This is a genomic window from Chryseobacterium sp. CCNWLW53, assembly GCF_037083525.1.
Lineage (GTDB): Bacteria > Bacteroidota > Bacteroidia > Flavobacteriales > Weeksellaceae > Chryseobacterium > Chryseobacterium lathyri.
In genome coordinates, this window is the sequence record NZ_JBAOJR010000001.1 from 786,993 (window position 1) to 810,847 (window position 23,855).

Annotated in this window: 29 protein-coding genes; 4 read left to right on the forward strand and 25 right to left on the reverse strand. The window is 36.1% G+C overall.

Annotated elements, in window-relative coordinates:
* Positions 1 to 45: 45 nt before the first annotated feature.
* From murD to mraZ, 8 genes are all read right to left on the reverse strand, one after another.
* Complete coding sequence (gene murD, locus V6R96_RS03695) at positions 46 to 1,371, reverse strand: UDP-N-acetylmuramoyl-L-alanine--D-glutamate ligase (RefSeq protein ID WP_336378039.1); 1,326 nt, start codon at positions 1,369 to 1,371, stop codon at positions 46 to 48.
* Between the two features lie 74 nt (positions 1,372 to 1,445).
* A complete protein-coding gene (gene mraY / locus V6R96_RS03700) occupies positions 1,446 to 2,687 on the reverse strand; it encodes a phospho-N-acetylmuramoyl-pentapeptide-transferase (RefSeq protein ID WP_111953817.1) in 1,242 nt (413 codons plus the stop codon).
* Positions 2,688 to 2,726: 39 nt separating this feature from the next.
* Positions 2,727 to 3,107, reverse strand: a complete 381-nt coding sequence (locus V6R96_RS03705; RefSeq protein WP_228452614.1) for a four helix bundle protein — start codon at positions 3,105 to 3,107, stop codon at positions 2,727 to 2,729.
* A 21-nt stretch (positions 3,108 to 3,128) separates the two neighbouring features.
* Positions 3,129 to 4,589: a UDP-N-acetylmuramoyl-L-alanyl-D-glutamate--2,6-diaminopimelate ligase gene (locus V6R96_RS03710; protein WP_336378040.1), complete on the reverse strand. Its 1,461-nt coding sequence runs from the start codon at positions 4,587 to 4,589 to the stop codon at positions 3,129 to 3,131.
* 65 nt (positions 4,590 to 4,654) lie between these two features.
* The gene (locus V6R96_RS03715) at positions 4,655 to 6,646 is read right to left on the reverse strand and encodes a penicillin-binding transpeptidase domain-containing protein (protein ID WP_223557836.1); all 1,992 of its coding nucleotides are present in this window, start codon (positions 6,644 to 6,646) and stop codon (positions 4,655 to 4,657) included.
* Positions 6,630 to 6,995 carry an FtsL-like putative cell division protein gene (locus V6R96_RS03720; protein WP_034701184.1) on the reverse strand — a complete coding sequence of 122 codons (366 nt, stop codon included), beginning with the start codon at positions 6,993 to 6,995 and terminating at the stop codon, positions 6,630 to 6,632. Before V6R96_RS03720 ends, V6R96_RS03715 begins: the two co-directional genes overlap by 17 nt.
* Before the next feature lie 113 nt (positions 6,996 to 7,108).
* On the reverse strand, positions 7,109 to 8,002 hold the full coding sequence (rsmH, locus tag V6R96_RS03725) for a 16S rRNA (cytosine(1402)-N(4))-methyltransferase RsmH (protein WP_111953807.1): 894 nt from the start codon (positions 8,000 to 8,002) through the stop codon (positions 7,109 to 7,111).
* A 41-nt stretch (positions 8,003 to 8,043) separates the two neighbouring features.
* Entirely contained in the window at positions 8,044 to 8,502 is a 459-nt protein-coding gene (gene mraZ, locus V6R96_RS03730; protein ID WP_048501622.1) for a division/cell wall cluster transcriptional repressor MraZ, read from the reverse strand.
* A gap of 272 nt (positions 8,503 to 8,774) precedes the next feature.
* Between mraZ and V6R96_RS03735 the strand changes: the two genes are divergently transcribed.
* The 3 genes from V6R96_RS03735 (at position 8,775) to V6R96_RS03745 (ending at position 10,666) form a co-directional block, all read left to right on the forward strand.
* Entirely contained in the window at positions 8,775 to 9,536 is a 762-nt protein-coding gene (locus tag V6R96_RS03735) for an alpha/beta fold hydrolase (RefSeq protein ID WP_111953805.1), read from the forward strand.
* Positions 9,537 to 9,600: 64 nt separating this feature from the next.
* Complete coding sequence (gene yihA, locus V6R96_RS03740; RefSeq protein ID WP_111953803.1) at positions 9,601 to 10,224, forward strand: ribosome biogenesis GTP-binding protein YihA/YsxC; 624 nt, start codon at positions 9,601 to 9,603, stop codon at positions 10,222 to 10,224.
* The gene (locus tag V6R96_RS03745) at positions 10,217 to 10,666 is read left to right on the forward strand and encodes a GNAT family N-acetyltransferase (protein WP_336378041.1); all 450 of its coding nucleotides are present in this window, start codon (positions 10,217 to 10,219) and stop codon (positions 10,664 to 10,666) included. The genes yihA and V6R96_RS03745 overlap by 8 nt, the downstream gene beginning before the upstream one ends.
* Before the next feature lie 50 nt (positions 10,667 to 10,716).
* Here V6R96_RS03745 and V6R96_RS03750 read toward each other — a convergent pair whose 3' ends face one another.
* The 14 genes from V6R96_RS03750 to V6R96_RS03815 form a co-directional block, all read right to left on the reverse strand.
* The gene (locus tag V6R96_RS03750; protein WP_336378042.1) at positions 10,717 to 11,604 is read right to left on the reverse strand and encodes a hypothetical protein; all 888 of its coding nucleotides are present in this window, start codon (positions 11,602 to 11,604) and stop codon (positions 10,717 to 10,719) included.
* A 10-nt stretch (positions 11,605 to 11,614) separates the two neighbouring features.
* Positions 11,615 to 12,952: a beta-carotene 15,15'-monooxygenase gene (locus tag V6R96_RS03755; protein WP_336378043.1), complete on the reverse strand. Its 1,338-nt coding sequence runs from the start codon at positions 12,950 to 12,952 to the stop codon at positions 11,615 to 11,617.
* 6 nt (positions 12,953 to 12,958) lie between these two features.
* On the reverse strand, positions 12,959 to 13,366 hold the full coding sequence (locus tag V6R96_RS03760; protein WP_336378044.1) for a hypothetical protein: 408 nt from the start codon (positions 13,364 to 13,366) through the stop codon (positions 12,959 to 12,961).
* Between the two features lie 7 nt (positions 13,367 to 13,373).
* The gene (locus tag V6R96_RS03765) at positions 13,374 to 13,775 is read right to left on the reverse strand and encodes a DUF6804 family protein (RefSeq protein WP_336378045.1); all 402 of its coding nucleotides are present in this window, start codon (positions 13,773 to 13,775) and stop codon (positions 13,374 to 13,376) included.
* 11 nt (positions 13,776 to 13,786) lie between these two features.
* The gene (locus V6R96_RS03770; RefSeq protein WP_336378046.1) at positions 13,787 to 14,002 is read right to left on the reverse strand and encodes a TM2 domain-containing protein; all 216 of its coding nucleotides are present in this window, start codon (positions 14,000 to 14,002) and stop codon (positions 13,787 to 13,789) included.
* Positions 14,003 to 14,006: 4 nt separating this feature from the next.
* Positions 14,007 to 14,630, reverse strand: a complete 624-nt coding sequence (locus V6R96_RS03775) for a PH domain-containing protein (protein ID WP_111953789.1) — start codon at positions 14,628 to 14,630, stop codon at positions 14,007 to 14,009.
* Positions 14,631 to 14,648: 18 nt separating this feature from the next.
* Positions 14,649 to 15,155, reverse strand: coding sequence for an SH3 domain-containing protein (locus V6R96_RS03780; protein ID WP_336378047.1), 507 nt, complete (start codon positions 15,153 to 15,155; stop codon positions 14,649 to 14,651).
* Positions 15,156 to 15,170: 15 nt separating this feature from the next.
* Positions 15,171 to 16,241: a type I restriction endonuclease gene (locus tag V6R96_RS03785; RefSeq protein ID WP_336378048.1), complete on the reverse strand. Its 1,071-nt coding sequence runs from the start codon at positions 16,239 to 16,241 to the stop codon at positions 15,171 to 15,173.
* Between the two features lie 10 nt (positions 16,242 to 16,251).
* A complete protein-coding gene (locus V6R96_RS03790) occupies positions 16,252 to 16,584 on the reverse strand; it encodes a YegP family protein (protein ID WP_336378049.1) in 333 nt (110 codons plus the stop codon).
* A gap of 9 nt (positions 16,585 to 16,593) precedes the next feature.
* A complete protein-coding gene (locus V6R96_RS03795) occupies positions 16,594 to 16,800 on the reverse strand; it encodes a hypothetical protein (protein WP_336378050.1) in 207 nt (68 codons plus the stop codon).
* A gap of 126 nt (positions 16,801 to 16,926) precedes the next feature.
* Complete coding sequence (locus V6R96_RS03800) at positions 16,927 to 17,592, reverse strand: response regulator (protein ID WP_336378051.1); 666 nt, start codon at positions 17,590 to 17,592, stop codon at positions 16,927 to 16,929.
* A 10-nt stretch (positions 17,593 to 17,602) separates the two neighbouring features.
* On the reverse strand, positions 17,603 to 19,243 hold the full coding sequence (locus tag V6R96_RS03805) for a hypothetical protein (protein ID WP_336378052.1): 1,641 nt from the start codon (positions 19,241 to 19,243) through the stop codon (positions 17,603 to 17,605).
* Positions 19,244 to 19,301: 58 nt separating this feature from the next.
* Positions 19,302 to 19,484 carry a hypothetical protein gene (locus V6R96_RS03810; RefSeq protein WP_306841225.1) on the reverse strand — a complete coding sequence of 61 codons (183 nt, stop codon included), beginning with the start codon at positions 19,482 to 19,484 and terminating at the stop codon, positions 19,302 to 19,304.
* A gap of 62 nt (positions 19,485 to 19,546) precedes the next feature.
* On the reverse strand, positions 19,547 to 19,696 hold the full coding sequence (locus tag V6R96_RS03815) for a hypothetical protein (RefSeq protein ID WP_336378053.1): 150 nt from the start codon (positions 19,694 to 19,696) through the stop codon (positions 19,547 to 19,549).
* Between the two features lie 172 nt (positions 19,697 to 19,868).
* Between V6R96_RS03815 and V6R96_RS03820 the strand changes: the two genes are divergently transcribed.
* The gene (locus V6R96_RS03820) at positions 19,869 to 20,639 is read left to right on the forward strand and encodes a hypothetical protein (protein WP_336378054.1); all 771 of its coding nucleotides are present in this window, start codon (positions 19,869 to 19,871) and stop codon (positions 20,637 to 20,639) included.
* A 70-nt stretch (positions 20,640 to 20,709) separates the two neighbouring features.
* Here V6R96_RS03820 and msrA read toward each other — a convergent pair whose 3' ends face one another.
* The 3 genes from msrA to V6R96_RS03835 form a co-directional block, all read right to left on the reverse strand.
* Positions 20,710 to 21,264 (reverse strand): peptide-methionine (S)-S-oxide reductase MsrA, encoded by a 555-nt coding sequence (gene msrA / locus V6R96_RS03825; RefSeq protein WP_336378055.1) that lies wholly within the window; start codon positions 21,262 to 21,264, stop codon positions 20,710 to 20,712.
* Between the two features lie 276 nt (positions 21,265 to 21,540).
* Positions 21,541 to 22,509 carry an ROK family protein gene (locus tag V6R96_RS03830; RefSeq protein WP_111953769.1) on the reverse strand — a complete coding sequence of 323 codons (969 nt, stop codon included), beginning with the start codon at positions 22,507 to 22,509 and terminating at the stop codon, positions 21,541 to 21,543.
* An 84-nt stretch (positions 22,510 to 22,593) separates the two neighbouring features.
* On the reverse strand, positions 22,594 to 23,805 hold the full coding sequence (locus V6R96_RS03835) for a PepSY-associated TM helix domain-containing protein (RefSeq protein WP_336378056.1): 1,212 nt from the start codon (positions 23,803 to 23,805) through the stop codon (positions 22,594 to 22,596).
* Positions 23,806 to 23,855 lie beyond the last annotated feature (50 nt).

The window sequence follows — 23,855 nt, forward strand, 5'->3', positions numbered from 1 at the left end:
AAAATGTATGCTGTACAATGTACTTTTACATCCGTCATTTTACTTTTACTTTAATACCTGCTCTTTAAACTGTTTTCCTCTGTCTTCATAGCTTTTGAAGAGGTCAAAACTTGCGCAGCATGGGGAAAGCAGAACAGTATCTCCGCTTTTTGCCAGTGATTTTGATATTTTCACGGCTTCTTCCATGCTTGAAGTATCATAGATAAATTCTTTTTTGTCTTTAAAGAAGTTTATGATCTTCGTATTGTCTATTCCCAAGCAGACAATTGCTTTTACTTTTCTTTTAACGAGATCCTCAATTTCCGAGTAATCGTTTCCTTTATCTAAACCTCCCACGATCCAAACGGTTGGAGTTTTCATGCTTTCTAAAGCATAGTAGGTAGCGTTTACGTTTGTTGCCTTACTGTCGTTGATGTATTTTACACCATTGGTTTCTGTTACGAATTCAAGTCTGTGCTCTACTGCCTGGAAGGTCATCAATGAATTTCTAATACTTTCATTGTTGATTTCCAATATTTTACCGGCTATTGAGGCTGCCAGGCTATTGGCAACATTGTGATTTCCAAGAAGGGAAAGCTTATCAAGCTTCATTGAGAACTCATCCTTCATTTTTATCACGATCTGATCGTCATCAACGAAACCTCCTTCAGACAATTTTTCTTTTGTGGAGAAGGGAATCATTTTTGCTTTTATTTCCAGCTTTTCAAGGATGTTTTTGCTCATCTCGTCATCTTTGTTGTAGATGAAGAAATTATCATTTTCCTGGTTCTCAGCAATTCTGAATTTAGCTAAAGCATATTCTTCATAATTGTAGTTGTACTGATCCAGGTGATCCTGGGACAGGTTCAACAGCAGGGAAATATAAGGTCTGAAGTTTTGAATATCATCCAGTTGGAAAGAACTTACTTCCAGAACATAATATTCATGATTCTCATCGGCCACCTGCTTTGCAAAGCTGTATCCTATGTTTCCTCCCAGCCCTACATTCAGTCCGTCATTTTTCAGGATGTAGTAGATCAGGGAAGTTGTTGTTGTTTTTCCGTTGCTTCCTGTAATGGCAATGATTTTGGCATCAGTAAATTCTGAAGCAAATTCAATTTCAGAGGAAAGTCTTATTCCTTTTTCATGAATTTTGTGAACAATATCCGCCTTTTTGGGAATTCCCGGGCTTTTTACGATCCAGTCGGCATTTAAAATTCTATCTTCGTTGTGGTTTCCTTCTTCAAATTCAATTTCATTTTCGGCTAAAAACTGTTTGTAGTTATCCTTAATAGCCCCTTTGTCTGAAAGAAAAACGTCCAGACCTTGTTTTTTCGCTAAATAAGCAGCTCCGCACCCGCTCTCTCCACCTCCTAAAACAACTATTTTCATATTTATTTTTTTGTAAAAAGTAAAAAGTATTAATGTAATTTGGTTTTATTTTTAATACTCTTACTTTGATAAATTTATCTCATTTTTAATGTGATCAGACATACAATAGCCAGCATTACACCGATGATGATCATTCTGTTTACGATCTTACTTTCATGGAAACCACCTTTCTGATAATGGTGATGTAATGGTGACATTCTAAAAAATCTGTTATTCTGGGCATATTCCAGCCCGTATTTTCTTTTTCTGTATTTGAAAACAACAACCTGCAGCATGACAGACACGTTTTCAATCAGGAAGATCCCGCATAATACTGGAATCAGGAGTTCTTTTCTTAAAATAATGGCCAAAACAGCAATTACCCCTCCAAGCATCAGACTTCCTGTATCGCCCATAAAAACTTGTGCCGGGTAGGTGTTGTACCAGAAGAAACCTATTACGGCACCCACCATAGCTACTGCAAAAATGGTGGTTTCACCCATATTCGGGAGGAACATAATATTGAGGTAATCTGCAAAAATAATGTTCCCGGAAAGATAAGCGAACAGCGCGAGGGTGAGCAGTATGATGGCACTGGTTCCTGCTGCAAGCCCGTCTATTCCGTCTGTAATATTAGCTCCGTTTGATACGGCAGTTACAATGAAAATAACAATTGGGATAAAGACAATCCATGCCCACTCATGGGCATCTTTATCATTCATCCAGAACAGTATTCCACTGTAATCGAACTCGTTGTTTTTTGCAAACGGAACAGTAGAAACAGTAATCTTTTCTGTAGGCATAAAGTTTTGCTCTACATTGTTTCTGTTCACTACTTTAGCATCTGCATATTTTCTTTTGACGGTAATGTCCGGGTGGAAATACATTGTAATTCCGACAATTAGCCCTAATCCGACCTGGCCTACAATTTTAAATTTTCCGCTCAGACCGTCTTTATTTTTCTTGATCTTTTTTAAATAATCATCTACGAAACCTATAGCTCCCATCCATAACATGGAAACAAGAAGCAAAACAATATACACATTGGTAATCCTCGTAAAAAGCAGCACCGGAATAATGGTTGCAATGATAATAATAAGTCCTCCCATAGTAGGAGTCCCTTCTTTCTGCTTTTGTCCATCCAATCCAAGGTCACGCACCAATTCACCCATCTGTTTTGATCTCAGATAATTGATAATTCTCTTCCCGTAGACTAAGGCAATAATGAGAGAAAACAGCACGGCAATACCTGCACGGAAAGAAATGTATTTCAGCATTCCCAATCCCGGTATGTGGATTCCCTGACTGGTTAGATATTCGTATAGATAGTATAGCATGTCTTTTCTTTAATTTAAAAATTTAATTTATTTAAAGATTTAAGGAAGAGGTCTCTCCATATTTTCACTTAAATACTTAATAAAGTTTGAAATATTAGAAGAAACTTCCCGTGAAAGATTAATAATTTCTTCTGCTTTATTTTCATCTCCTAATTTTAATCTTTTACTCACAATTATCATACTTCTAACTTCGGCACAACTGCCTTTTGCAATTTTTAAATACTTAATAAATTGTCTGTTATTGTTATATTCTGAGCCTTCTGCAATATTATTGGATATTGAAAATCCGGCTCTTTTTATTTGGTTACTAAATTCAAATTCTCTTTCTAAATTTTCACTTTTGAGAAATAAATAAACTTTTTCAATTAAATCTAAGCTCTTGATGTAAACCGGGAAATTTTCAAAATTTTTAGTCATCATCAAAATTTTTTAATCTTATTTTTATTTGCTCATTAACTTCCAAAGTTCGTTGATCGTTTCTTTGTCGTCAAAATGATGTTTCACACCATTAATGTCCTGATAGTTTTCATGCCCTTTTCCGGCTACTAACACTATATCTCTTGGTTCTGCGAACCTGATTGCCATTTTTATAGCCTCTTTTCTATCCGGAATTGAAGTGTATTTGCTGAAGTTCTGAGGTTCAACGCCTGCTTCAATTTCTTTGATGATCTGGGCGGGATCTTCGGTTCTGGGATTATCTGAAGTGATGATTGCCAGTGTTGATTTTTTAGTGGCAATATTTCCCATTTCAGGCCTTTTGGAGTGATCTCTATCACCTCCACACCCGAAAACGGTGATCAGCCTTTCATTTTTCGTTCTGATATCGTTGATGCTGTCCAAAATATTTTCTAATGCATCCGGCGTGTGCGCATAATCAACAATGAAGAAAATTCCGCCATCTGATTTGAATGTTTCAAACCTTCCGGAAACTCTTTTCAGTTTGCTGATTGCCTGCAAAACTTCATCCTGCTCAAAACCAAGTTCGGAAGCAATTCCGAAAACCAGCAGTAGATTATAAATATTGAATTTTCCTGTCAGTGTAGTCCAGAATTCTTTTCCGTTAAAGTTCAGCAGCATTCCGTTGAAATCTATTTCTAAAGATTTTCCGTGGTAATCTGCCATGGTTTTCATAGCGTAAGACTTTTTCTTTGCCTTTGTATTCTGAAGCATCACCATCCCGTTTTTATCATCCACATTGGTGATGGCTATGGCTGTATCTTCCAGTTCGTCAAAAAATCTTTTCTTTGTTTTCAGATATTCATCGAAGGTTTTATGATAGTCTAAATGATCATGAGTAAGGTTGGTGAAACCAGCCACTTTAAAATGTAAACTTTCAATTCTGTTTTGAGCAATTCCGTGAGAACTTACTTCCATAAAAGCAAATTCGCAACCTTCTTCAACAGCCTGGGCTAAAATTTTATTAATGGTAATAACATCCGGAGTTGTATGCGTTGCCGGGATAATTTTTTCGCCGATTCTGATTTCCACTGTAGAAAGCAGTGCAGAATTGTACCCCAGGTTTTTGAATACATCAAAAAGAAGGGTAGATACAGATGTTTTTCCGTTGGTTCCGGTAACTCCGATCAGTTTAAGCTTTTGTGACGGATTTCCATAAAAATTGGATGCCAAATGTCCCAATGCTTTAGATGAATCTTTCACCTTGATGTAGGTAACGCTTTCATCCATGGTTTCTGGAAACTCTTCACATACAATAGCTTTTGCACCTTTTTCAACAGATGATGCAATGTAAGAGTGTCCGTCTGCAACGGTTCCTCTCACTGCTACATAGAGTGAGCCTTCCGTAACCTTTCTGCTGTCGAAAACCAATTCGGAAACCTCACGGGTATCTTCGCCGTGAATTTCTAAAACTGGGATCCTTTTTAATAATTCTGTTATTATCATTTTATATCTGAGAGGAATTTTTCCTATCCTTTATTAGTAGTCCTTTGAGACTTGTTTCTGTTATTTTAATTCTGCAGAGACAAATAAATTCTCTGGTTTTTGCTGATTATTGTGCCCTCCAGCGGGAACTGTTCTTTAATTCTTCCAACACCTTTATAATCAATTCTGTAACCTAAGTTTTCCAGTTGGGGGATCACATTTTTACCGATGAGGCCTACTACATTAGGCATCTGTTTATTATTAACAGCTACCTTTACATTAGGCTCTACCATTTTACTGAGATTCACCTTTCTGTCTACCAGCATTTCTTTTTCAATATTCTGCGGAGTCTTCAGGAATGTTTTTCCTGCAATTTCTTTAAATACCGGAGCTGAAACGGATCCCCCATAAAAACCTTTTGCGGTATTGGGCTCACTAATCATCACATAGCAGGTATATTTCGGTTGGTCTGCAGGGTAGAAGCCGGCAAATGATGCGCGGTACTTCATTGGGCCTGGTAACCAGTATTCAAATCTTGCGGTACCTGTTTTTCCTGCCATTTTCAGGTTGGGTGTAAAGATGCTTCGTCCCGTTCCTTTTTCTACGGCTTTGGTAAGTGCGCTGGTCATCATTTTAATCGCTTTTTCTGATGCCATTTTGTTCACCATTACTTCGGGCTTCGCACTGTAGACTACTTTTCCTTCTTTCATGATCTTGTCGATGAACAGAGGCTTAAGCATTTTACCGCCGTTAGCAACCCCGTTATAGAAGGTTGTTAGCTGTAACAGGTTGATATTTGATGAATATCCGTAAGAAATTGAAGCCAGTGTTGCGGCATTCCATCTCTTGTTTTGTGGAGTTACGATTTTCGGTTTTGTGATTCCCGGAAGCTCGATATCCATTTTGTCGAATAATTTCCATCTTCTCAGGTGATCAAGAAAGATCTGTGGTTTTTCCGCATAATATTTTGTAATCAATTTTGCGGTTCCCACGTTGCTTGATTTGGCTAAAACATCACTTATATCATAAGTTCCCCCGCCATGACCGTCTGAAATTCTCTGCTTGGCATAAGTCCAGACTCCGCCTCCTACATTTACGGTCGTATTTTCATCAATGAAGCCATCGTCCATCGCTGCTAAAAGTGAAATGGTTTTAAAGGTTGATCCCGGTTCGATATTGTCTTTTAAAGCATAGTTATAAGAATCTTCATATTCTCCCGATTCCATTCTTCTCAGGTTGACAAGAGCCCGTACTTTTCCGGTTTCGGTTTCCATGACGATCACTGTTCCGTGCTTGGCTTCAAAAGTGATCAGCTGTTTCTCTAAAGCAGAGTGGGCAATATCCTGAATCCTAAGGTCTAAAGTGGTGTAAACATCTTCACCGTCCACCGGTTCTTTTACCTTCCAGTAGTCGATGGGCTTCCATTGGGATGAGTTGATCCTTTGCTCCAATCTTTTTCCGTCGGTTCCTGTAAGGTATTTAGAAAAAGCGCCTTCAAGACCGGCTTTAACTTCGCCGTTATCCATACCGATGGTTCCCGCTCCAATTTCTGATGTAGCCAGTTCTCTTTTATAATTTCTGTCGACGATAAAACCGCCTTTATTTTTTCCTTTTTTGAAGATTGGGAAGTTTCTGATCCTGTCGTACTCATCAAAGTCGAGCCCTTTAACTAAAGTATAGTATTGGTTTTTCTTCTTTTTCTGTTCGTCAAATTTCTTTCTGAATTCTCCTCTGGGTTTTCCGAACATTTTGCTCAAAGAATCCGTCAATGCACCGATATTGTTGCTGTAGATAGTATCCTTCATTGTTTTAAAATCAAGATAGATATCATAGCGCATTACGGTTGTTGCCAGAATGGATCCGTCTGAAGCGAACAGGTTTCCGCGGGCAGCCTTGAGAGTGGCTTCGCGGTAGTTTTTATTAATGTAATCGTCCTTAATTTCCTGAACATTAGTGTTTTGCAGGATCACGATCCTGGCAAGAAACATCACAAATACGCACAAGACTCCTACAGCGAAGAGGTAGCCCCACCTTAACGTTTTTTTACGTTTGTTATCGTATTCATTTTGTTTTTGCATCTGTACTGTCCAGTTTGATTAGCAATTTATGAGGATGGTTTTCCAAAGTCATCAGTGAGTCTTTTGCTACTTCCTTCCCCAGTTGGGATTCCATTTTTACTTTGATCAGCTTACTCTGGGCGTAAGCGTTTCTTGATTTATATTCTTCAGTTTCTTCTTTTAATGCATTAACAATTTTGATCTTCTTGTTGACGAGGTGATTGCTATAAATCATCGCCATCATGAGGATGAACAACAGCAAAAAATACTTGTAATGAGTTTTGATCTCATCACGGTTCAGAAAGTTTCCTTTTATAATGTCTATAAAAGTGAGCTTCTTCTGAGGGCGATTTGTTGTTCGTTTTGCCAATTTGTTTATGTCAATTTGTTTGCAGTGATTCCGCTTTGCCTGTCAATGGTCAATTTCTTATGAATCTTTATTCACTTTTCACAATTGACAATTCACTTATTTGCCATTCACTTTTACACTTTAATTCCAGTTCTCATTTTTGCACTTCTTGCTCTTGAGTTTTCTTCAATCTCCTTGTCATCCGGGATGATCGCTTTACTTTTAAGCAATTCAAATACCTTTTTATAATTTCCGTAGATGTCTCTCTGCTGCTCTCCTTCAAACATTCCGTTTTTAAGGAATCTTTTTACCAGACGGTCTTCTAATGAATGGTAAGAAATCACGACAAGTCTTCCTCCGGGTTTTAAAATATTCAGAGACTGAACAAGCATTTCTTTCAGGGCTTCAAGCTCCTGGTTAACTTCTATTCTTATTGCCTGAAAAAGCTGTGCATAGAATTTATTAACCTTATGGGGCGGAAGGTAGCTGAAAAGTTTTTTCAGGTCTTCGGTCGTCGTGATGGTTTTCGTTTTTCTGTGATGAACAATATCTCTTGCCAGCTTTCTTGCTTCTCTCAATTCACCGTAATGATAAAAAATATCGGCAAGCTCAGTTTCCTCATATTCATTGATCACTCTCTTGGCATCAAGATTCTGCATCACGTTCATTCTCATGTCCAGAGGAGCGTTGTTTCTGGTAGAAAAACCTCTTTCTGCCTCATCAAACTGATGGGATGAAACGCCAAGGTCTGCCAATACTCCGTCTATCTGAGAAATCCCATACATTAGCATGGAGTTTTCCAAAAACCTGAAATTCTGATTCACCAGTGTAAACCTGGGATCGTCAATTGTATTTTTAAGAGCATCCAGATCCTGATCAAAACTGAAAAGTTTTCCTTTTTCTGAAAGTCTGCTCAAAATTTCTCTTGAATGGCCTCCTCCTCCAAAAGTGCAGTCCACGTATATTCCGTCAGGATTCGTCACCAAATCATCAACGCTCTGCTTCAATAAAACGGGGTTGTGGTACATACTTAATTGTGTTTTTACTTGCTTTTTACTGCAAGTGTGGTTTATTCTTCATCGAAAGAGCCCATTACATCTTCGGCCAGGCTTGCAAAATCAGCTTCATTGGTAGAAATCACCTTTTCATAGGCTTCTTTATCCCAAATTTCAAAAAGCTCTCCTGCGCTGGTAATGACAGTATCTTTCTGAAGGTTTGCAAAATGAACCAGATCTTTTGAGATCTGAAGTCTTCCCGCATTGTCCAACTCTACTGTTTTTACCCCTGCCGTAAACATTCGAATGAAATCAGCATTCTTTTTAATGAATCTGTTTAGCTTATTAATTTTGCCCATCAGTTTGTCCCATGCATTCATAGGATAGACTTCGAGGCAAGGTTGGAACACAGATCTCTTGACTACAAATGCCTTATCGTCGAAGTTTTCCATCTGTTTGATCAGGGAGGAGGGAACTTTTAAACGGCCTTTGTCGTCAATTTTACACTCATATGTTCCAATGAAACTTTTCATTTGGGACAAATTTATATAATAATTTCCAAAATTTCCCACTTTTTCCCACTTTTTGACTTAATGTTAATAAGTTTTATTAAAGATTCAATTTGAAACGGGTAAGTAATTGATATGTTGTTTGTTGTAAAATGTATTATTTAGGCCATAGTAAAGAGGTTCTGAAAAAAGTAAAGAAAAAGGATGATATTATATTATTTTTAGTTTAAATTAGGGTAATCAAAATTTTTTTGAGGTTTAATTTGTATTTTTGCAGAGCTTTATTAAGGCATTTTATGATATTTAGTACAAAAAAAGAAAAGAAATATACTTTTGTAGAGGCGGGAGAAGGACATCCATTGGTGCTGTTGCACGGTTTAATGGGTGGTTTGAGTAATTTCGATAAGATGGTAGATTTTTTTTCGGAAAAGGGATTCAAGGTATATGTTCCTCAGTTGCCTATCTATGATTTACCGGTACTCAATACTAATCTTACCACTATTGCCAAATATATTATCAAGTTTATAGAAAGTCATATTTCCGGACCTGTTACTATTGTAGGAAACTCTATGGGAGGACATGTGGGACTTATTCTGACTCTGGCAAGGCCGGACCTGGTGAAAAATCTTGTATTAACAGGAAGCTCTGGATTGTATGAAAGAACTTTCGGAGACAGTTTCCCAAGAAAAAACGACCGTTCCTACATAAGGAAGAAAACGGAAGAGGTTTTCTATGATCCTGCTATCGCCACAGAAGATCTTGTAGACGAGGTTTTTTCTGTAGTAAATGACAGAATGAAAGGAATAAAAACAGTAATGCTGGCAAGAAGCGCTATTAAACATAATATGCTGAACGACCTTCCTAAGATTTTGACCCCTACGTGTTTGATCTGGGGGAGGCAGGATAATGTAACACCTCCTGAAGTGGCTGAAGATATGCATAAGTTTATTCCAAATTCAGATCTCTTCTGGATCGAGAAATGCGGACATGCTGCGATGATGGAGAAGCCGGACGAATTCAATGAAATTCTCTACAGCTGGTTAAAAGACAAAGTTTAAAACAAATAATAATAAACCATTAAGAGCTTTTCTTAATGGTTTGTTTTTCTAAAATATTCGAGAGATGGTTATTAAAACAGCAAATTTTGTAAAGAGTAGTGGGAAATGGCAGGAATGCCCAGAGCCTACTATGCCTGAATATGCTTTTATCGGAAGGTCTAATGTCGGAAAATCATCACTGATTAATGCGATGATGAATCACAAGGATCTGGCAAAAACTTCTGGAACTCCGGGAAAAACTCAGCTGATCAATCATTTTTTAGTAAATGAAGACTGGTATCTGACGGATTTACCGGGTTATGGATATGCAAAAGTTTCAAAATCTATAAGAAAGGATTTTGAAAAGCTGATTACCAATTATATTCTGAACAGAAGAAACCTCGTGAACCTTTTCGTTTTGGTAGATTCACGACATACTCCGCAAAAGATAGATCTGGAATTTATCCAGTGGTGCGGGGAAAGCGGAATTCCTTTTTCAATTGTTTTCACGAAAGTTGATAAACTGAAACCGAATGTTGCGATACAAAATGTAGAAAACTATAAAAACGAGCTGCACAAAACCTGGGATGATTTGCCCGAACTGTATGTAACTTCTGCGGAAAAGAAAACGGGTGGTGATGAGATCCTGGATTTTATTCAGAAAACGAATGAATTCCTGAAAAATAATAATGTAAGTTTTGATGAGTAATATAATCTGGAAAATTAAAACCTTCAACGAGTTTACAGTTCCTGAGCTGTACTCGGTCTTAAAGGCCCGTATTGATGTCTTTGTGATCGAGCAGAACTGTCCTTATCCTGATCTGGATAATTACGATCAGAAGGGAATTCATATCTGGGCTGAAGAAGATGGTCAGATTCTTGCGTACTGCCGTGTTTTTGACAAAGGAATAAAGTATGATGAAACTTCTCTCGGAAGAGTTCTTACAACGGAACAGGCGAGAGGAAAAAACCTGGGGCGACAGCTGATTAAGTATGCTGTAGAAACAATAGAGAACCGTTTCCATACTTCAGAGATTAAAATCTCGGCACAGGATTATTTATTAAGATTTTATTCCGAATTCGGATTTGTAGATACCGGGAAAAAATACCTGGAAGATGATATTCCACATACGGAAATGATAAGAAAATAGAAAAGCGAAGAGAAATCTTCGCTTTTTTTGAAATATGATGAGTGTATTTTTTATGATTCACCTGTAATGGCTTTTATAATAATAGGTTCTAAATTGGAAGGTAAATCGGCTGATTTTATCTGGTATTTTTTAATTTTCATTTCTTTAAACCAATTTTCCCAGTATTCTTTGATAACGGCTTCCTCAAATGGATTTCCTTTTTCAGGATTAATTCCGAGTACAATGACTTCCAGGTTGCTTAAGTTATCATTGGCTTTCACGAAACCAAAATTATTCTTCTCAAATGTTGTTTTAAAATCAGACTTTGTTAAATTGTTTGATTTAATAAGCTTTGAGGTTAAATAAGAGGTTTTTGTTTTTTCTGAAAACTTGGAATTTTCATGATACATGTATCCGTCTGTCAGGATAAACAAGATATTCTTGTGATCTTCTTTTACACAATAATCATTGACTTTATTTTTAAAAAATTCCCAGATATCAGAACCTACATATTTTCCGTCTTTAATTGCGGACTGATAAATATTGGCGGGTAATGTAGCATATTTTTTTTCAACGGTATTGAAATAGGCTTTGTTTGTATTTTGATCGAAAGAAACTTTAAGCTCTTTTGTAAAGTCATTGATTTTAGGGTCGGAAGGCTCAGGATTGAAGAAGACCTGCATCTGATCATTATACGTGATGATCCTTTTTGTTTTGATATGGTTCAGAAATCCTTTTTCGATTGCTTTAATATATTCTATATCCCTTTGGAAATATTCCATTGTTGGATTCGGGTTTATTTGGGGATCAATCCGGTCGGATAAATCAATCAGAATACTGACATTGATATTGTTAGAGTCAACTTTAGAAGAAGTTGTACCAGGTGGGAGATCTTTGGGTTCTTTTTTACAACAGCAGACCAAAGAAATGATTAATAATAAATACAATATTTTTTTCATGACAAGTGACTTATAATGCAGATAAATAAACTAAATTTTGATTATCAGAGTTAGCTCCTACATCTTTCAGATTGGTGTTGTAGGTGTCGATACAGCTGTCTATCATGGTTTGCTTTTCCGTTTTTGAAACAGCTATTTTTTCACCAATATAGGTAATCCAGCCCTGAACATATTCCGAAGCGTAGAGTTTGTAATCTTTGGTAGGAATAATCACTCCGTCAATGATGTTTTGAAGTTCTTCAATTCTTCCGCGTGTTTTTATGATGAGTTCTTTGGTAGCTCCTATATTGGAGAGGATTTCTTCAATTTCTTTTTTAAGAACATTAATTTTTTCCATCAGGAAGAGCACATTTTTCTGTCTGATCTCCTGTTCGTTTTTAATTTTATCTTTCTCCCGGTGTTCCTTCATCACAAAATCGAAAACCAGTCCCCAAATAATGTAAACAATGAATCCCGCGAAAATAATTCCCCAAAACTGATTTTTGGTAAAAGCGATTTTAAGATTGAATGGGGGAGAATCGAAGGTTTTGTTTAGTTCATATAATTTAGACTCAATTTCGTATGCCAAAATAGCATCGAAGATGAAGGTGATGAGGAATAACAGTCCCAGTTTGATATAATTGAGTCTGGTTTTGTTTTCTCCAAACATATGAATTAAAAAACCAAGACCTAAGAAAACAGATGGAATCAGGGTGACAAAAGCCCCTTCTATTGCCCCTTCATTCCAGGCTTTGCTGAACGCCTGTGCATCTAATACACTTTGAATCACCGTGCTTTTAGCATCAAAACTTTTAAAAAACGCCGAATAGGAAGTTGAAATATAAAATGTAAGCAGGTACAAACTGATGGGAACAAGAAGAATGGCACCGATCCAGAATTTTGTGGAAGCCCCTTTTGTTGCTTTTACATTGTGCTTTTCCGGATTTCTGGGTAAATCGTTGATCTCCGCTTTTAAACTTTCAATTTTATTTTGATGATTCTCAATTTCATTATTTTTATTGTTAAGTTGTTCTTCTTTGGTTTCCAGTGAAACGGTCAATGCTTTAATCTCTGTTTCTCTGTTTTTTTGTTCATTAATATAAGATTCTTTGAGCTTTTGCTGTTTTTCCACCATTTCTTTTTCCTCATTCTGGAATTTGGAGTAAACGGCATCCAGGCAAATGAAGAGCGTTGTATGGTTTCCATTATTTCTGGAACTGTCTCTATAGCCGGATTCATGGTAGGTTCGCTTTCTGCTTTCCTCAGGAGATTCTGCATTGGAATCAATTTCCGGTATGGGAGATTCTTCTTTTAACGCTTCAATGGGAATTGATTTTAATTTGAATAAATTTTTAATATTAGTGGTCATGATCAGTTAGTTTTTTAGTTCGTATAAAATATCTGTTTTATTTTTTCCGGTTTTTACAGAGGTTATCAGATAATCGACAATCGCTTTTACGTTTTCTTGAAGGAACCCAAACATCAGAACATATTTTTCCATTGCAGAATATTCATTCGGGGAAACTACTCCATCTGCCCAGATCATTACGGTGAGGTCATAGAGATAGTCTACTTTTTCTTCAATGGTCTGGGGAACGAGCGATTTAAAATTGATAGGATTTAAAAGGATTTCGTCCAGGTGTTTAGGGGATATGCCTCTTTCTTCCGCACATTTATAAAGCATTTTCAGTTCCAGGGTACTGAAATCATCATCACAGATGGCCATCTGGTAGAGTCTTAAAAAATGTGCTTTAAGGTTTTCGGTAATTTGAATATGTTCCATGTTTGGGTTAGTTTTCTCTTGGTTTTTTAGGATTAATAATGACATCCCGGGAATGGAGCCTCGGCTGGGTAGGGTGTGCTATCGTTTCTTCCGTAGCTTCTGTGATTTCTTTCTTTTTTTCTTCCGGTTTTTCAACAAAAGCGATCAGCAGAAAGAGGATCCCGGTTATGATATCAATAGGAATCCAGATATTTTTTCTGTACAGATAAATAGGAAAAACAGGGTTGAAAAGGATAAGGATGAAGAGGAAAATCAGACTGAAATAATATTGCTTAAAACGGTCTGCATTATACAAAACAAGTAAAGCACCCATGGAAATGAGAATTCTCAAAATAGTATAATATTCTATAGGAAGTCTGAAAATAGCTAGGAAACAACAGACCGCGCATAAGGTAAGAAAAGGTTTCATGGGATTAAGTTTTAAAATCCGGTCTTGAGATTATATTTGTAATTAAAATTATCTTCAGACATAAAAATGAAAATGAAAAAATCAATCAGTGCAATAAATGCGGGAATGAATGTCCAAAAGAATAGCAAATACAATAATCCTAATTTATTTTGTGCTAAATAAAATCTATGAATGCCTAGGCAGCCTAAAAAGAGAGCAAGCATTGCGGCAGTAAATTTTGATTTCATATGGCTAAACTCTTGATAATATTTCGTTCTTTTTACTTTCAAATTCTTCGACAGAAATGATTCCGTTATCCATTAATCCTTTCAGTTTTTGTAAAACAGCAAAAGGATCTTCAGCTTCTATAAGCTGTGTAACAGTTTGCGGAGTTTGAAAAGGTTGTGCTATTATCGGAGTGGCATTATTTACCGTAACTCCACCTGCTGAGGCTCTTCTGACCTCAAGATCTTTTTCTCTTCTTACACCTCTCATCTTCTCTTCAATTTCCTGGGCAAACTGGTAAAGTTTTCTGGCTTGGGCTTTTGGCAGATAATCCATCATATTGGTGTAATTGCCTATGGTTTTCATTGTAAAAGTGGCCCCTAAAATTCCTTCTTTAATATGACAATCTGCAATATCTACCCAATTATAATCCTGAAAGTCCATGGATAATCCAAAGTTTTTAGGTCTGCAGAAGATAATTCTTCTGTTGGTAAGTGCTATACAGTCTGGAGAAAAATTGATAGCAGGTTTTTTTTGAACAGCAATATATTCTACAAACTCCTGGGATGTTATAAGATCATTGATTCTCTCTAAAAGCTTTTCAACGGCTTTTGGATCTTGTTCTTCGTTTAAAAATTTCTTTAAATTCATGATGTTTTGTTTTTCAAATTATTTTACATCTTTGTAATAGACATATCCGACTTTTCCGCTTTTTTTCACCTGCACTTTATACCAGGAATCCTGTTTGGATAATTGTTTTAATTCAGTGTTTTTTGGAACGGTCTCTATTACTTTAGACTTTAGAAAAGGCTTTTCATAGATCTTGGTTACTGCAATCCCTGCAAAATACCGGTTGTTGGTATTGATGTTGATTTCATCAATCCGGATTTTAGGAGAATTATAAGATTTACTTTTTTTAGTGTAATGCGAATCCGGAGAGGCTTTAGATTTCTTTTTACTGGAAGATGATTTCTTTCCATAAGAGCCACCACTGCATACGCCGCAGCTTCCTCCGGAAGAGCAATGAGCGCAACCTGTACAGTTGGAGCAGGCACTGCATGATGCAGAACCGGTACATCTTCTGCCATGGTGTAGGCTTTTGGAGCCGGAAAGACTGAAAGAATTAGCAGTCAATATACCAATGCTTAGGATGAGTATAGAGATGAATGTTTTCATGGATATTAGTTTTTGTTAATTATAGTTTTCTAAGGTTTTATGGAGTGCTTCTTTGAAATTGTAAATTTCATCCAGGTTGTTCAATAGGACTTTTTCCCCAGCTTCTTTACCGTTATGAAAAGTTTCCAGGTATTTATTTGAGGTATTAAAGTGAAAGCGGCAAAGAGGTTTTCTGTTGTTGTCATCCAGTAAAACTCCAAAATAGGATAGAGTATCCCTGTGGGCAATTCTCTGGGAAGGAACTTTTTCTCTTAAAATCGCTTTTACAATCTGGAAGGCTTCCAGCTCTTCTTCGGTGGTTACAATCTTTGAATCATTATTTTCATCGATAGACTGAGCGGTTTTCACCCCTTCTTCCTGTTTTTCAATCTGTTCATTAATGCTTAATGCAGATTTAAGCCTGAAACTGATGGATTCATTGATGGAAGTCGTTAAAGCCTTCTTGGTATATTCTTTAAAAGAAACCATTCTGTTGGCTGTCATTGGTTTTTCAAAAAATCTGCTGACTAATAATTTGACGAGCTCATCGGAAGGGGTTTCAATTTCTTTTTCAAACTCTTTCCTGATCGCTTTGATGTATTTCAAGGCTTCGGCAGAATCTAATATGCTTTCAAGATTGTAATCTTTTTTGGTGAAACTTTCAAGAATTTTGATAGAACTGTCTTTTAAATCTTCAATATTGATGGTGAAAAAAGGCTTCTCATCCATAATATTAGGCTTTTCCAGGTCGGTATAGAAATTATAGACGATTCCATTGGTCAACACGCCAAACCGTGTTTTTGAAACATGATAATACCGGTGAAGCTGAGAATTGTGTGCATCAGCATTTTCTTTCCAGTGCTTACATTCTATAATAAAAATAGATTCATCATTATGTTTGATTACATAATCTACTTTCTCTCCCTTTTTCGTTCCGATGTCGCAAATATGTTCCGGAAGAACTTCTGTCGGATTAAAGATATCGTACCCTAAAATCTGTATAAAAGGCATTACAAAAGCATTTTTTGTCGCTTCTTCCGTACTGATCTGGTCTTTCAGGCCGACTACTTTCTGGTGTAACTGTTCAAGTTTAATTTTGAGATCCATAGTATTGTTTTTAAAGGGTTTCGTCAACGATTTCAGCAGTAGGCGCATTTTTTTTCACAGATGAAATCCCGATTTCCATTGAAGATTTGGAACTGTAATATTGACTTTTACCAATGATTTCTCCGTTTCTTGCTTTTAGTACAAAGTAGTCTTTATCGTTTTTTGCAACTCTTCTGTCGTATCTTGAATCTTCCTGGGAATTGACCCTCACAGATTCAATACCTTTTATACAAGATGCTTTTTGAACGTAGCCTTCGCTGGTTAAAATGATTTCGCCATTTCCGGCTTTTAGATTAAACTGATACTCGTTGTTGACTCTTTTTGTGATGACAAATTTTTCCATAACAATTACTTAGCTAGTGTGACATTCGTTTGAACATGTTTTACACCCATTTGATTGGGAGTACGTTTTCTTTGATTCTTTTACAGCATCCTTACAAGAAGAATATTCTCCCAAATATTTTCTATTCGCAGGGTCCGGCAGATATTTGCAGTTTTCATGATGTACTTCATGATCTCCGTTGCTTTGTGCTCTTTTGTTTACGTAATACCTTTTCATATTATTTATTTTAAATGTTTAACACTCCAAAAGTAGAACGATTAGAAAACCAATCCTTACGGTTAACCGTAAAAGATAAAACCTTTCAAATTTTTGAAAGGTTTTATACAATATTTAAAAACAAGATTAAATAATTCCCAGATCTTTGCAGAAAGCTATTAATTGTTCATTGCTTGTAACTCCCAGCGCTTCTTTTAAACTGTTTAATTTTTTTTCCACACTACTCAGGCTATTGGGTGTGATATTATTATTCTGCAGATAAGTCGGAATATTTTTTTGCTGAACCCCTTGAGAAAGAAGAGAAACAAGTGTTATGTCATATTTTGTAAACTCATAACTGTTGAGTTTTTTAACTTCCTGTTTAAGGTCAAGAGACAGATAGTTTTCATTAACGTAAACGGATGCGATTGCTTTTTTCAGTTCTTTAGAGTCGTTTCTGGCTTTGCGGACGTATCCATTAATCCTGGATTCGGTAAAAAGCAAATCAATAATTCCTGATTTACGTTCTCCGGAAAAGACGATGATTTTTAATAAAGGCTGTAACTTTCTGACTTCGTCAATCAGTTCTTTTCCATCTTTAATATTCTGAAGATGATGATCTTCTTCATAAGAAAGATCCGTAATCATCAAGTCGTAAGGATCGTTTTCCCGAATAGATTTTTTAATTTTTGCTAAGGCATCATCACAGTAATATACATAATCAACATTCGGAATATTGAGTTCTTCTAATGTTTTCTGGACAGATAAACTACCCATTTCATGGTCTTCGGCTATTAAAATTTTTTTGAACATTTTTTAGTTTTTAGTAAACAGGAAATGAAATGTCGACTTTCAGTCCCTTTTCGGTTTCGGTGTCAAAAATAATTTGTCCTTTTAAAATTTCTATACGGGAAACCGCATTTGATAATCCATTTTTATACATTACCGCTCCGGACATTCCAATTCCATTGTCTTTATAATGGATGGTGATCTCATTGTTAATTCTTTCAAAGCGAAACGAAACAACAGATGCTTTGCTGTGTTTTTTCATGTTGACAAGCAGCTCACGAATGATTTGATAGATTTCTTCCTGTTTAGGCTGGCTTACATTTTCCCAGATATTTTTTTCGTTTCCAGCGATATAGGTTTTTACTGTATCGTTATTAAAAGAGCCAATACTGTTTGAAATCTTTTCGCTAAAATCCTGTTCATCTTTAGCATCTTCCTTTTCGTAGGAAATGTCTCTGGATTTCTCATACACAAATTCCAGCTCATCTAAAGCTTTTTCTTTATCAAAATTTTCCTGATTTTCTATTTTTGTCATGACCTGGTAAATTCCGTTGGCAACCACGTCATGGACTTTTTTCGACATTTTAAGTTGAGTGTTTTTTACTTCGAGCTCTTTTTCTTGTTCGAGTCTTTTTTTTCTTTTTTTATACCAGAACCCTCCACTAACTAAGAGAATAGATAAGGATAATAAACCAATATTTCTTTTTAAAAGCTCAGCTTCATTTTCTGCTATTTCATTCTTCATTTTTTCTGCATCAAATCTAATCAGAGCGAATTGATTTTTCGCTTTATTTCTAGCGGTTTGAAGACTATCATTGAGATTTTGATACTTCAAAAAGAAATGTTTTGAATTATTAGAACTTTCCAATGTAATTATCTTCTGAAGTGCTTTTAACTGATCATCCGGACTATTATTTTTTTTAGCTATCTGCCAGTTTTCATTGGCATAATACAATGCTTTTTTAGGGTCTTTATTTTCAAAATATTCTGTTAGATGATAAAAACTTGCATTTAAGCCATCATTGTCATTTGTCTCCTTTCTGATTTGAAGAGCTTCATTTAGTTCTGGCTCTGCATTATATGCAGGATTTTGGCTAAATTTTGTATAAGCTAAATTATCATAGACCTTTGAGAAAATCTTAGCATGGACTTTTATATTTGGAAAAGCTAATATTTTATTAAAAATATGAATGGCAGAATCATGTTTTTTTAAGTATGTGTATGAGATTGCTTTGTTATTTAGTAGGGTTAACTGATCAATCGGGTCTTTTGAAAAGCTGACAGCTTTATTGTAAAACTGTGCGGCTTTATTATATTCTTTTAAATTTTGGCAGGTAATGCCTAAGTTATTATAATTTCCTACTATTTCCAGAGTATCCTTTTGGGGGTTTAAATATTTAATTGCAGATAAAGCTGTTTCTTGGCTGCCATAATAATCTCCATTTTCACATTGTAAAATGGCCATATTTACTAAACAACTACCGGCGAATGAAGGATTGTCCTCTTGAATGAAAAAATCTTTTGCCTTATTGAAATATTTAAAAGCACTATCTTTTTCTGCAGTTTTTAAATAATTATATGCCTTGTCATAGTCTGTTCTATCACTTTTTGCAGTTCTGTTGTTTTTATTACAGGAAAATAGAATTACAGGTAATAAGAAGATGAATTTTTTCAATTAGTTTTTTATCAAAAATAATAAAAAAAGCGAAAGAAATTCTCTTTCGCTAAATTGGTTATTTTTTTGGAGGAGGAGGAAGCTGTCCCGTTTCTCCACCCGTATCCCCCGGATCTACTCCTTCTCCCGGATCTGTCAGTTGAACTGTTGTCTGCTCCTGATTATTACTATTATCTGATGTCGTGTTTGCGTTGTTATTTGAAAATGCTAATCCCAATAGCATCAATATTAATTCTAACATTGGTTTAAAAATTTAAAATTTGGCATTAGTGTTCTTCCTCACGAAACAGATCGTGAGCAGTGTTACACGTGTAAAAATTTCGAAGCGCTTCTTAAATTTTTGGGAAGTAAACCTTCAAAAACGGAGGAGAAACATCCGCTTCCCAACCCGGAGTTTTCCTCCGTTTTCTCTGGTGATTTTGAAATCAGCTTTTTTTGAATTTGTTTTTTCATTGTTTATTTCTGCTGATTTCTGAGGACAAAGTAAAGACAGAAGTGGGTGTCATTCCTAGACAGAGGAAAGACAGCTGACTGAAGGTAAATGTCTGATTTTTATGGAAATCCGTAATGCAGTTGTCTAAGTTTTGTCTAACTTAGACAGCACTAATCCATTTAAACTAATTCCATGTTTGATAAGAAGAAATTGTTGCTAAAAAAAGCATACGAAAAAGCGAAAAAAGAACTCAATAGAATTGACCCCAGTGATATTTCTGTTTTAAGTTATCTAACCTTAAAACTAGAAGAAAGGTTTGATGTGGTTAAGGATGTAAGAACCTTTGTGAGATATCATAAAAGACTTATAAGAGAGAATAGGGATTACGATATTGATGAGATTACATTGGATCAATTAAGCTGGTATGTAGAATATGATAATTTTGAGGAATTTTGTGAGAATGTAGTGATTGAGAAAGATACAGGGGAAACTAAGATCGAGCTTAAAATAGATCAGGATGAAGATTCCCTTTCCGAAAGGTTATCTAAGATCATCATAAACATTACCAATCAACCCATTTTTAATGTACCTCAATTGGCGAAAAATGGGATGGGAATTGGGGCTATAATATTAACTTTGGCTTTTGGGTTGGCTTATAATGGAGGGGAATTAGGTGAAGATAAATATATGTATTGGAATGGAGAAGAATATATAGGTACAAGCGATGCAAATGCTAATCCTAACTCTGAAGTAGTGGCAATGGACAGAAATATATTTAATCACTTTAAGAAAATTACAAGACCAGATACTTTAACTGTAGAAAATGCTGTAGGCAAGGCATGGTATTCAAAATATAATAATAAGGTGGAATTCTTTACTATGGATGGGAAAAATCCGGAAAACGGAAAAGAACTCAAAAGAGTTAGTGAGCATATGGTGGATTTTTATGCTGGAATAAAGTAAAATATACGTCCTTTTAATTACTTTTTCACAAAAAAAAGCGAACATCAAAAAGATATTCGCTTTATATTTTTTACGCTTCATTCAGCATTCCCAATTCCCCAAAATGTTTTTTAAATTTCTGGATCTTCGGGCCTACTACGGCACTACAGTAAGGTTGGTTAGGGTTCACGTTATAATAACCCTGGTGATACTGTTCAGCAGGCCAGAACTTCTCGAACTGCGTTATTTCCGTTACGTATTTTCCAGGCCATTTACCTGATTCTTCGGATTTTTTAAGGGCTTCCTCGGCTTTAGCTTTTTCTGCATTATCTTTATAATAAATAATGGAACGGTATTGTGTTCCGATATCATTGCCCTGTCTGTTTAGCTGGGTAGGATCATGAAGGAAGAAAAATACATCCATCAGCTGTGCATAAGAAATGATTTTAGGGTCGAAAGTAATCTGTACCACTTCAGCGTGTCCCGTTTCTCCTGTACACACTTCCTCATAGGTTGGATTGTCTTTGTGGCCTCCTGAATATCCGGAGATAGCAGATTGCACGCCTTTAAGCATGTTGAAACAGCTTTCCACACACCAGAAGCATCCACCGCCGAAAGTGATCTGTTCTAAATTATTATTATCCATTATTTTTAATTATTTATTAGCCGTTTTCTTCTCTCTGCATTGGCAGAAAATGAGTAAAAAACCAATCAAAAATAAGAAAAACTTTTTCATTTCGGATGATAAACAGAATGATTTAAAACAGAATTGATTGTATGTTTTAATGATTAATGAGACGATAAATTGAAAGATATGGCACAAATAATTCTGTGAGATCTGTGGAAAAATCAATTGAGTATGTTGTTTAAAAACAAAAAGCATCCCCAAAAGGATGCTTTTATTATTTTAATGCTGTTTCAGTTATTTTTCCCAAACTAAAGCACTTGCTCCAAGAATGGCAGCATCTGCTTCATCAAGTTCACTGAAAACCAGTTTCACTTTATTTCTGAAAATCGGAAGAAGATTTCTTTCCATATGAAGTTTTGCAGGCTTCAAAATAAAATCACCGGCCTTGATCACGCCGCCGAATAAAAGAATGGCTTCCGGTGAAGAAAACATGACGAAATTCGCCAAAGCTTCACCCAGCTTCTGTCCCGTATATCTGAAAACCTCAATAGAAATTGGGTCACCTTTTATGGCACATTCATGTACCGTTTTTGAGTTAATGGATTCTTCAGGATATTGACTCAGCATAGATTCAGGAAATTCAGCCCTCATTTTTTTTGCGGTGATCGCAATTCCTGTCGCTGATGCATAAGCTTCCAGGCTTCCTTCAGATCCTGTGCTCCAGTGCTTTCTTCCGCCTGGTTTTACAATGGTATGGCCAAGTTCTCCTGCAAAGCCGTCATGTCCGTAAATCAAACTTCCATTGGAAATGATTCCACTGCCTACTCCTGTTCCCAGGGTAATCATAATGAAATCCTTCATACCTCGTGCTGCTCCGAACAGCATTTCACCAAGAGCTGCTGCATTAGCATCATTGGTAATGGTACATGGCAGGCTGAATTTGGCTTTCATCAGCTCACTGAAAGGGATCAGTCCTTTCCAGGGTAAGTTGGGAGCCTGTTCGATGGTTCCTTTATAATAGTTGGCATTAGGAGCGCCTACTCCAATTCCGTCAAAGTTTTTCTCTGTACCGTATTTTTCGATCAGGGGCTGAACCTGCTCATACAAAGCTTCGATAAAGTCTTCCACTTTTTCGTACTCATCAGTTCTCAGACTTCCTTTTTCCAGAACTTCACCGCGATGGTTTACTACTCCGAACTTTGTATTCGTTCCGCCGATATCAATTCCTAGAGCAACTTGTTTTGATAAATCTATTAATGACATTTCCTGTTTATAAATTCTAAAGGGTTAAAATTATAAAAAAGATTGTATTAATGAATTATTAACAAACTTTTATTTAAAAAACTTTTATGCAGCTTTTACCGGTTTCTTTTTTCTTCTGCCCCACCAGATCATAAATCCGGTGACAGGCAAGGAAGCACACAAGAGGCTGACAATAAATGCAATGATCTTTGTAGGAAGCCCTAGAATTGCTCCTACATGAATGTCATAGTTGGCCGCTACTGCTTTTTCGCCGAAGTTTTTGTCCTTGGGATCGTGGGTGTGGAGCAGTTCACCGGAGTTTTCATCAAAAATAAGGCTGCTGTTTTTGTGATAAGAATAAGAAAGGTGCTTTACAAACACTTCAAAATTAGGATGCTCATGATCATCCATATGCTCATGGCCAAGGTCAATAGCAAAACCGAAAGCATCAGGATATTTCTGCTGTACAGTATGAATGACTTTGTCCAGTGTTCCTTCAGTCCGTAGTTCTATCGGAGCCTTGGTTTTAATGTAGGAAAAATCCGGATATTTTGTTTCTCCCCCGGAGAATATCACGTATATCATAGCCTGTACAAAGAAAAAAGCATAAAAAAGTCCTGTAATTGCGAAGATGAGAGCAAAGATGGAGGAATAAAAGCCAAGCACATTGTGAAGGTCATAATTCTTTCTTTTCCAGCTTTTGATGTTCTTCCATTTAAAAGAAAAACGTTGCTTTCTTGCTGCTTTATTTTTAGGCCACCAGAGAACAATTCCGGTAATAAGCATGATGATAAATATGATAACAGGGATTCCCACTACATAGGTTCCCCAGTCCTGTTTCAGTAAAAAGCTCCAGTGGATCATTTTTACAATATTGAAGAATCCGTTCTTTTCATCATATGTTCTGAGGACTTTTCCCGTATAAGGATTTACATAAGCCGCTTTATAGATCGGAAATTCATCAAAATAATTCCAGGTATCTGTATTATGCTCATACCAATAAAATATGTACGACATTTTTTTATCGATAGGGACATTTACCCAATGGATAGGATACTTTTCTTTTACCTGTTCGGCAACAGCTTTTTCTATTACTCTGATGGGGAGAACCTGTTTTTGTGCTATATTCTGTTCATTATGGTAGATGACGTCCTTTCTGGTGAGATTTTCTATTTCGTCTTTGAAAACATAAAGCGCTCCTGTAATGGAAATGATAAAAATCAAAAAGCCAATTCCCAGACCTAGCCACAGGTGCAGTTTGGCTGACCATTTTTTGAAAAAGCCCGGTTTTTTCTTATGATGATGTTTTTTTCTCATATCGCAGTTCAAAGTATCACAAAGATAAATTTATCTTTTTATTTAGTTTA

What these genes read in the sequence shown, in the direction of transcription:
- murD (WP_336378039.1), bottom strand. Translation starts at nt 1,371, where the DNA reads ATGAAAATAGTTGTTTTAGGAGGTGGAGAGAGCGGGTGCGGAGCTGCT.
- mraY (WP_111953817.1), bottom strand. Translation starts at nt 2,687, where the DNA reads ATGCTATACTATCTATACGAATATCTAACCAGTCAGGGAATCCACATA.
- V6R96_RS03705 (WP_228452614.1), bottom strand. Translation starts at nt 3,107, where the DNA reads ATGATGACTAAAAATTTTGAAAATTTCCCGGTTTACATCAAGAGCTTA.
- V6R96_RS03710 (WP_336378040.1), bottom strand. Translation starts at nt 4,589, where the DNA reads ATGATAATAACAGAATTATTAAAAAGGATCCCAGTTTTAGAAATTCAC.
- V6R96_RS03715 (WP_223557836.1), bottom strand. Translation starts at nt 6,646, where the DNA reads ATGCAAAAACAAAATGAATACGATAACAAACGTAAAAAAACGTTAAGG.
- rsmH (WP_111953807.1), bottom strand. Translation starts at nt 8,002, where the DNA reads ATGTACCACAACCCCGTTTTATTGAAGCAGAGCGTTGATGATTTGGTG.
- mraZ (WP_048501622.1), bottom strand. Translation starts at nt 8,502, where the DNA reads ATGAAAAGTTTCATTGGAACATATGAGTGTAAAATTGACGACAAAGGC.
- V6R96_RS03735 (WP_111953805.1), top strand. Translation starts at nt 8,775, where the DNA reads ATGATATTTAGTACAAAAAAAGAAAAGAAATATACTTTTGTAGAGGCG.
- yihA (WP_111953803.1), top strand. Translation starts at nt 9,601, where the DNA reads ATGGTTATTAAAACAGCAAATTTTGTAAAGAGTAGTGGGAAATGGCAG.
- V6R96_RS03745 (WP_336378041.1), top strand. Translation starts at nt 10,217, where the DNA reads ATGAGTAATATAATCTGGAAAATTAAAACCTTCAACGAGTTTACAGTT.
- V6R96_RS03750 (WP_336378042.1), bottom strand. Translation starts at nt 11,604, where the DNA reads ATGAAAAAAATATTGTATTTATTATTAATCATTTCTTTGGTCTGCTGT.
- V6R96_RS03755 (WP_336378043.1), bottom strand. Translation starts at nt 12,952, where the DNA reads ATGACCACTAATATTAAAAATTTATTCAAATTAAAATCAATTCCCATT.
- V6R96_RS03760 (WP_336378044.1), bottom strand. Translation starts at nt 13,366, where the DNA reads ATGGAACATATTCAAATTACCGAAAACCTTAAAGCACATTTTTTAAGA.
- V6R96_RS03765 (WP_336378045.1), bottom strand. Translation starts at nt 13,775, where the DNA reads ATGAAACCTTTTCTTACCTTATGCGCGGTCTGTTGTTTCCTAGCTATT.
- V6R96_RS03770 (WP_336378046.1), bottom strand. Translation starts at nt 14,002, where the DNA reads ATGAAATCAAAATTTACTGCCGCAATGCTTGCTCTCTTTTTAGGCTGC.
- V6R96_RS03775 (WP_111953789.1), bottom strand. Translation starts at nt 14,630, where the DNA reads ATGAATTTAAAGAAATTTTTAAACGAAGAACAAGATCCAAAAGCCGTT.
- V6R96_RS03780 (WP_336378047.1), bottom strand. Translation starts at nt 15,155, where the DNA reads ATGAAAACATTCATCTCTATACTCATCCTAAGCATTGGTATATTGACT.
- V6R96_RS03785 (WP_336378048.1), bottom strand. Translation starts at nt 16,241, where the DNA reads ATGGATCTCAAAATTAAACTTGAACAGTTACACCAGAAAGTAGTCGGC.
- V6R96_RS03790 (WP_336378049.1), bottom strand. Translation starts at nt 16,584, where the DNA reads ATGGAAAAATTTGTCATCACAAAAAGAGTCAACAACGAGTATCAGTTT.
- V6R96_RS03795 (WP_336378050.1), bottom strand. Translation starts at nt 16,800, where the DNA reads ATGAAAAGGTATTACGTAAACAAAAGAGCACAAAGCAACGGAGATCAT.
- V6R96_RS03800 (WP_336378051.1), bottom strand. Translation starts at nt 17,592, where the DNA reads ATGTTCAAAAAAATTTTAATAGCCGAAGACCATGAAATGGGTAGTTTA.
- V6R96_RS03810 (WP_306841225.1), bottom strand. Translation starts at nt 19,484, where the DNA reads ATGTTAGAATTAATATTGATGCTATTGGGATTAGCATTTTCAAATAAC.
- V6R96_RS03815 (WP_336378053.1), bottom strand. Translation starts at nt 19,696, where the DNA reads ATGAAAAAACAAATTCAAAAAAAGCTGATTTCAAAATCACCAGAGAAA.
- V6R96_RS03820 (WP_336378054.1), top strand. Translation starts at nt 19,869, where the DNA reads ATGTTTGATAAGAAGAAATTGTTGCTAAAAAAAGCATACGAAAAAGCG.
- msrA (WP_336378055.1), bottom strand. Translation starts at nt 21,264, where the DNA reads ATGGATAATAATAATTTAGAACAGATCACTTTCGGCGGTGGATGCTTC.
- V6R96_RS03830 (WP_111953769.1), bottom strand. Translation starts at nt 22,509, where the DNA reads ATGTCATTAATAGATTTATCAAAACAAGTTGCTCTAGGAATTGATATC.
- V6R96_RS03835 (WP_336378056.1), bottom strand. Translation starts at nt 23,805, where the DNA reads ATGAGAAAAAAACATCATCATAAGAAAAAACCGGGCTTTTTCAAAAAA.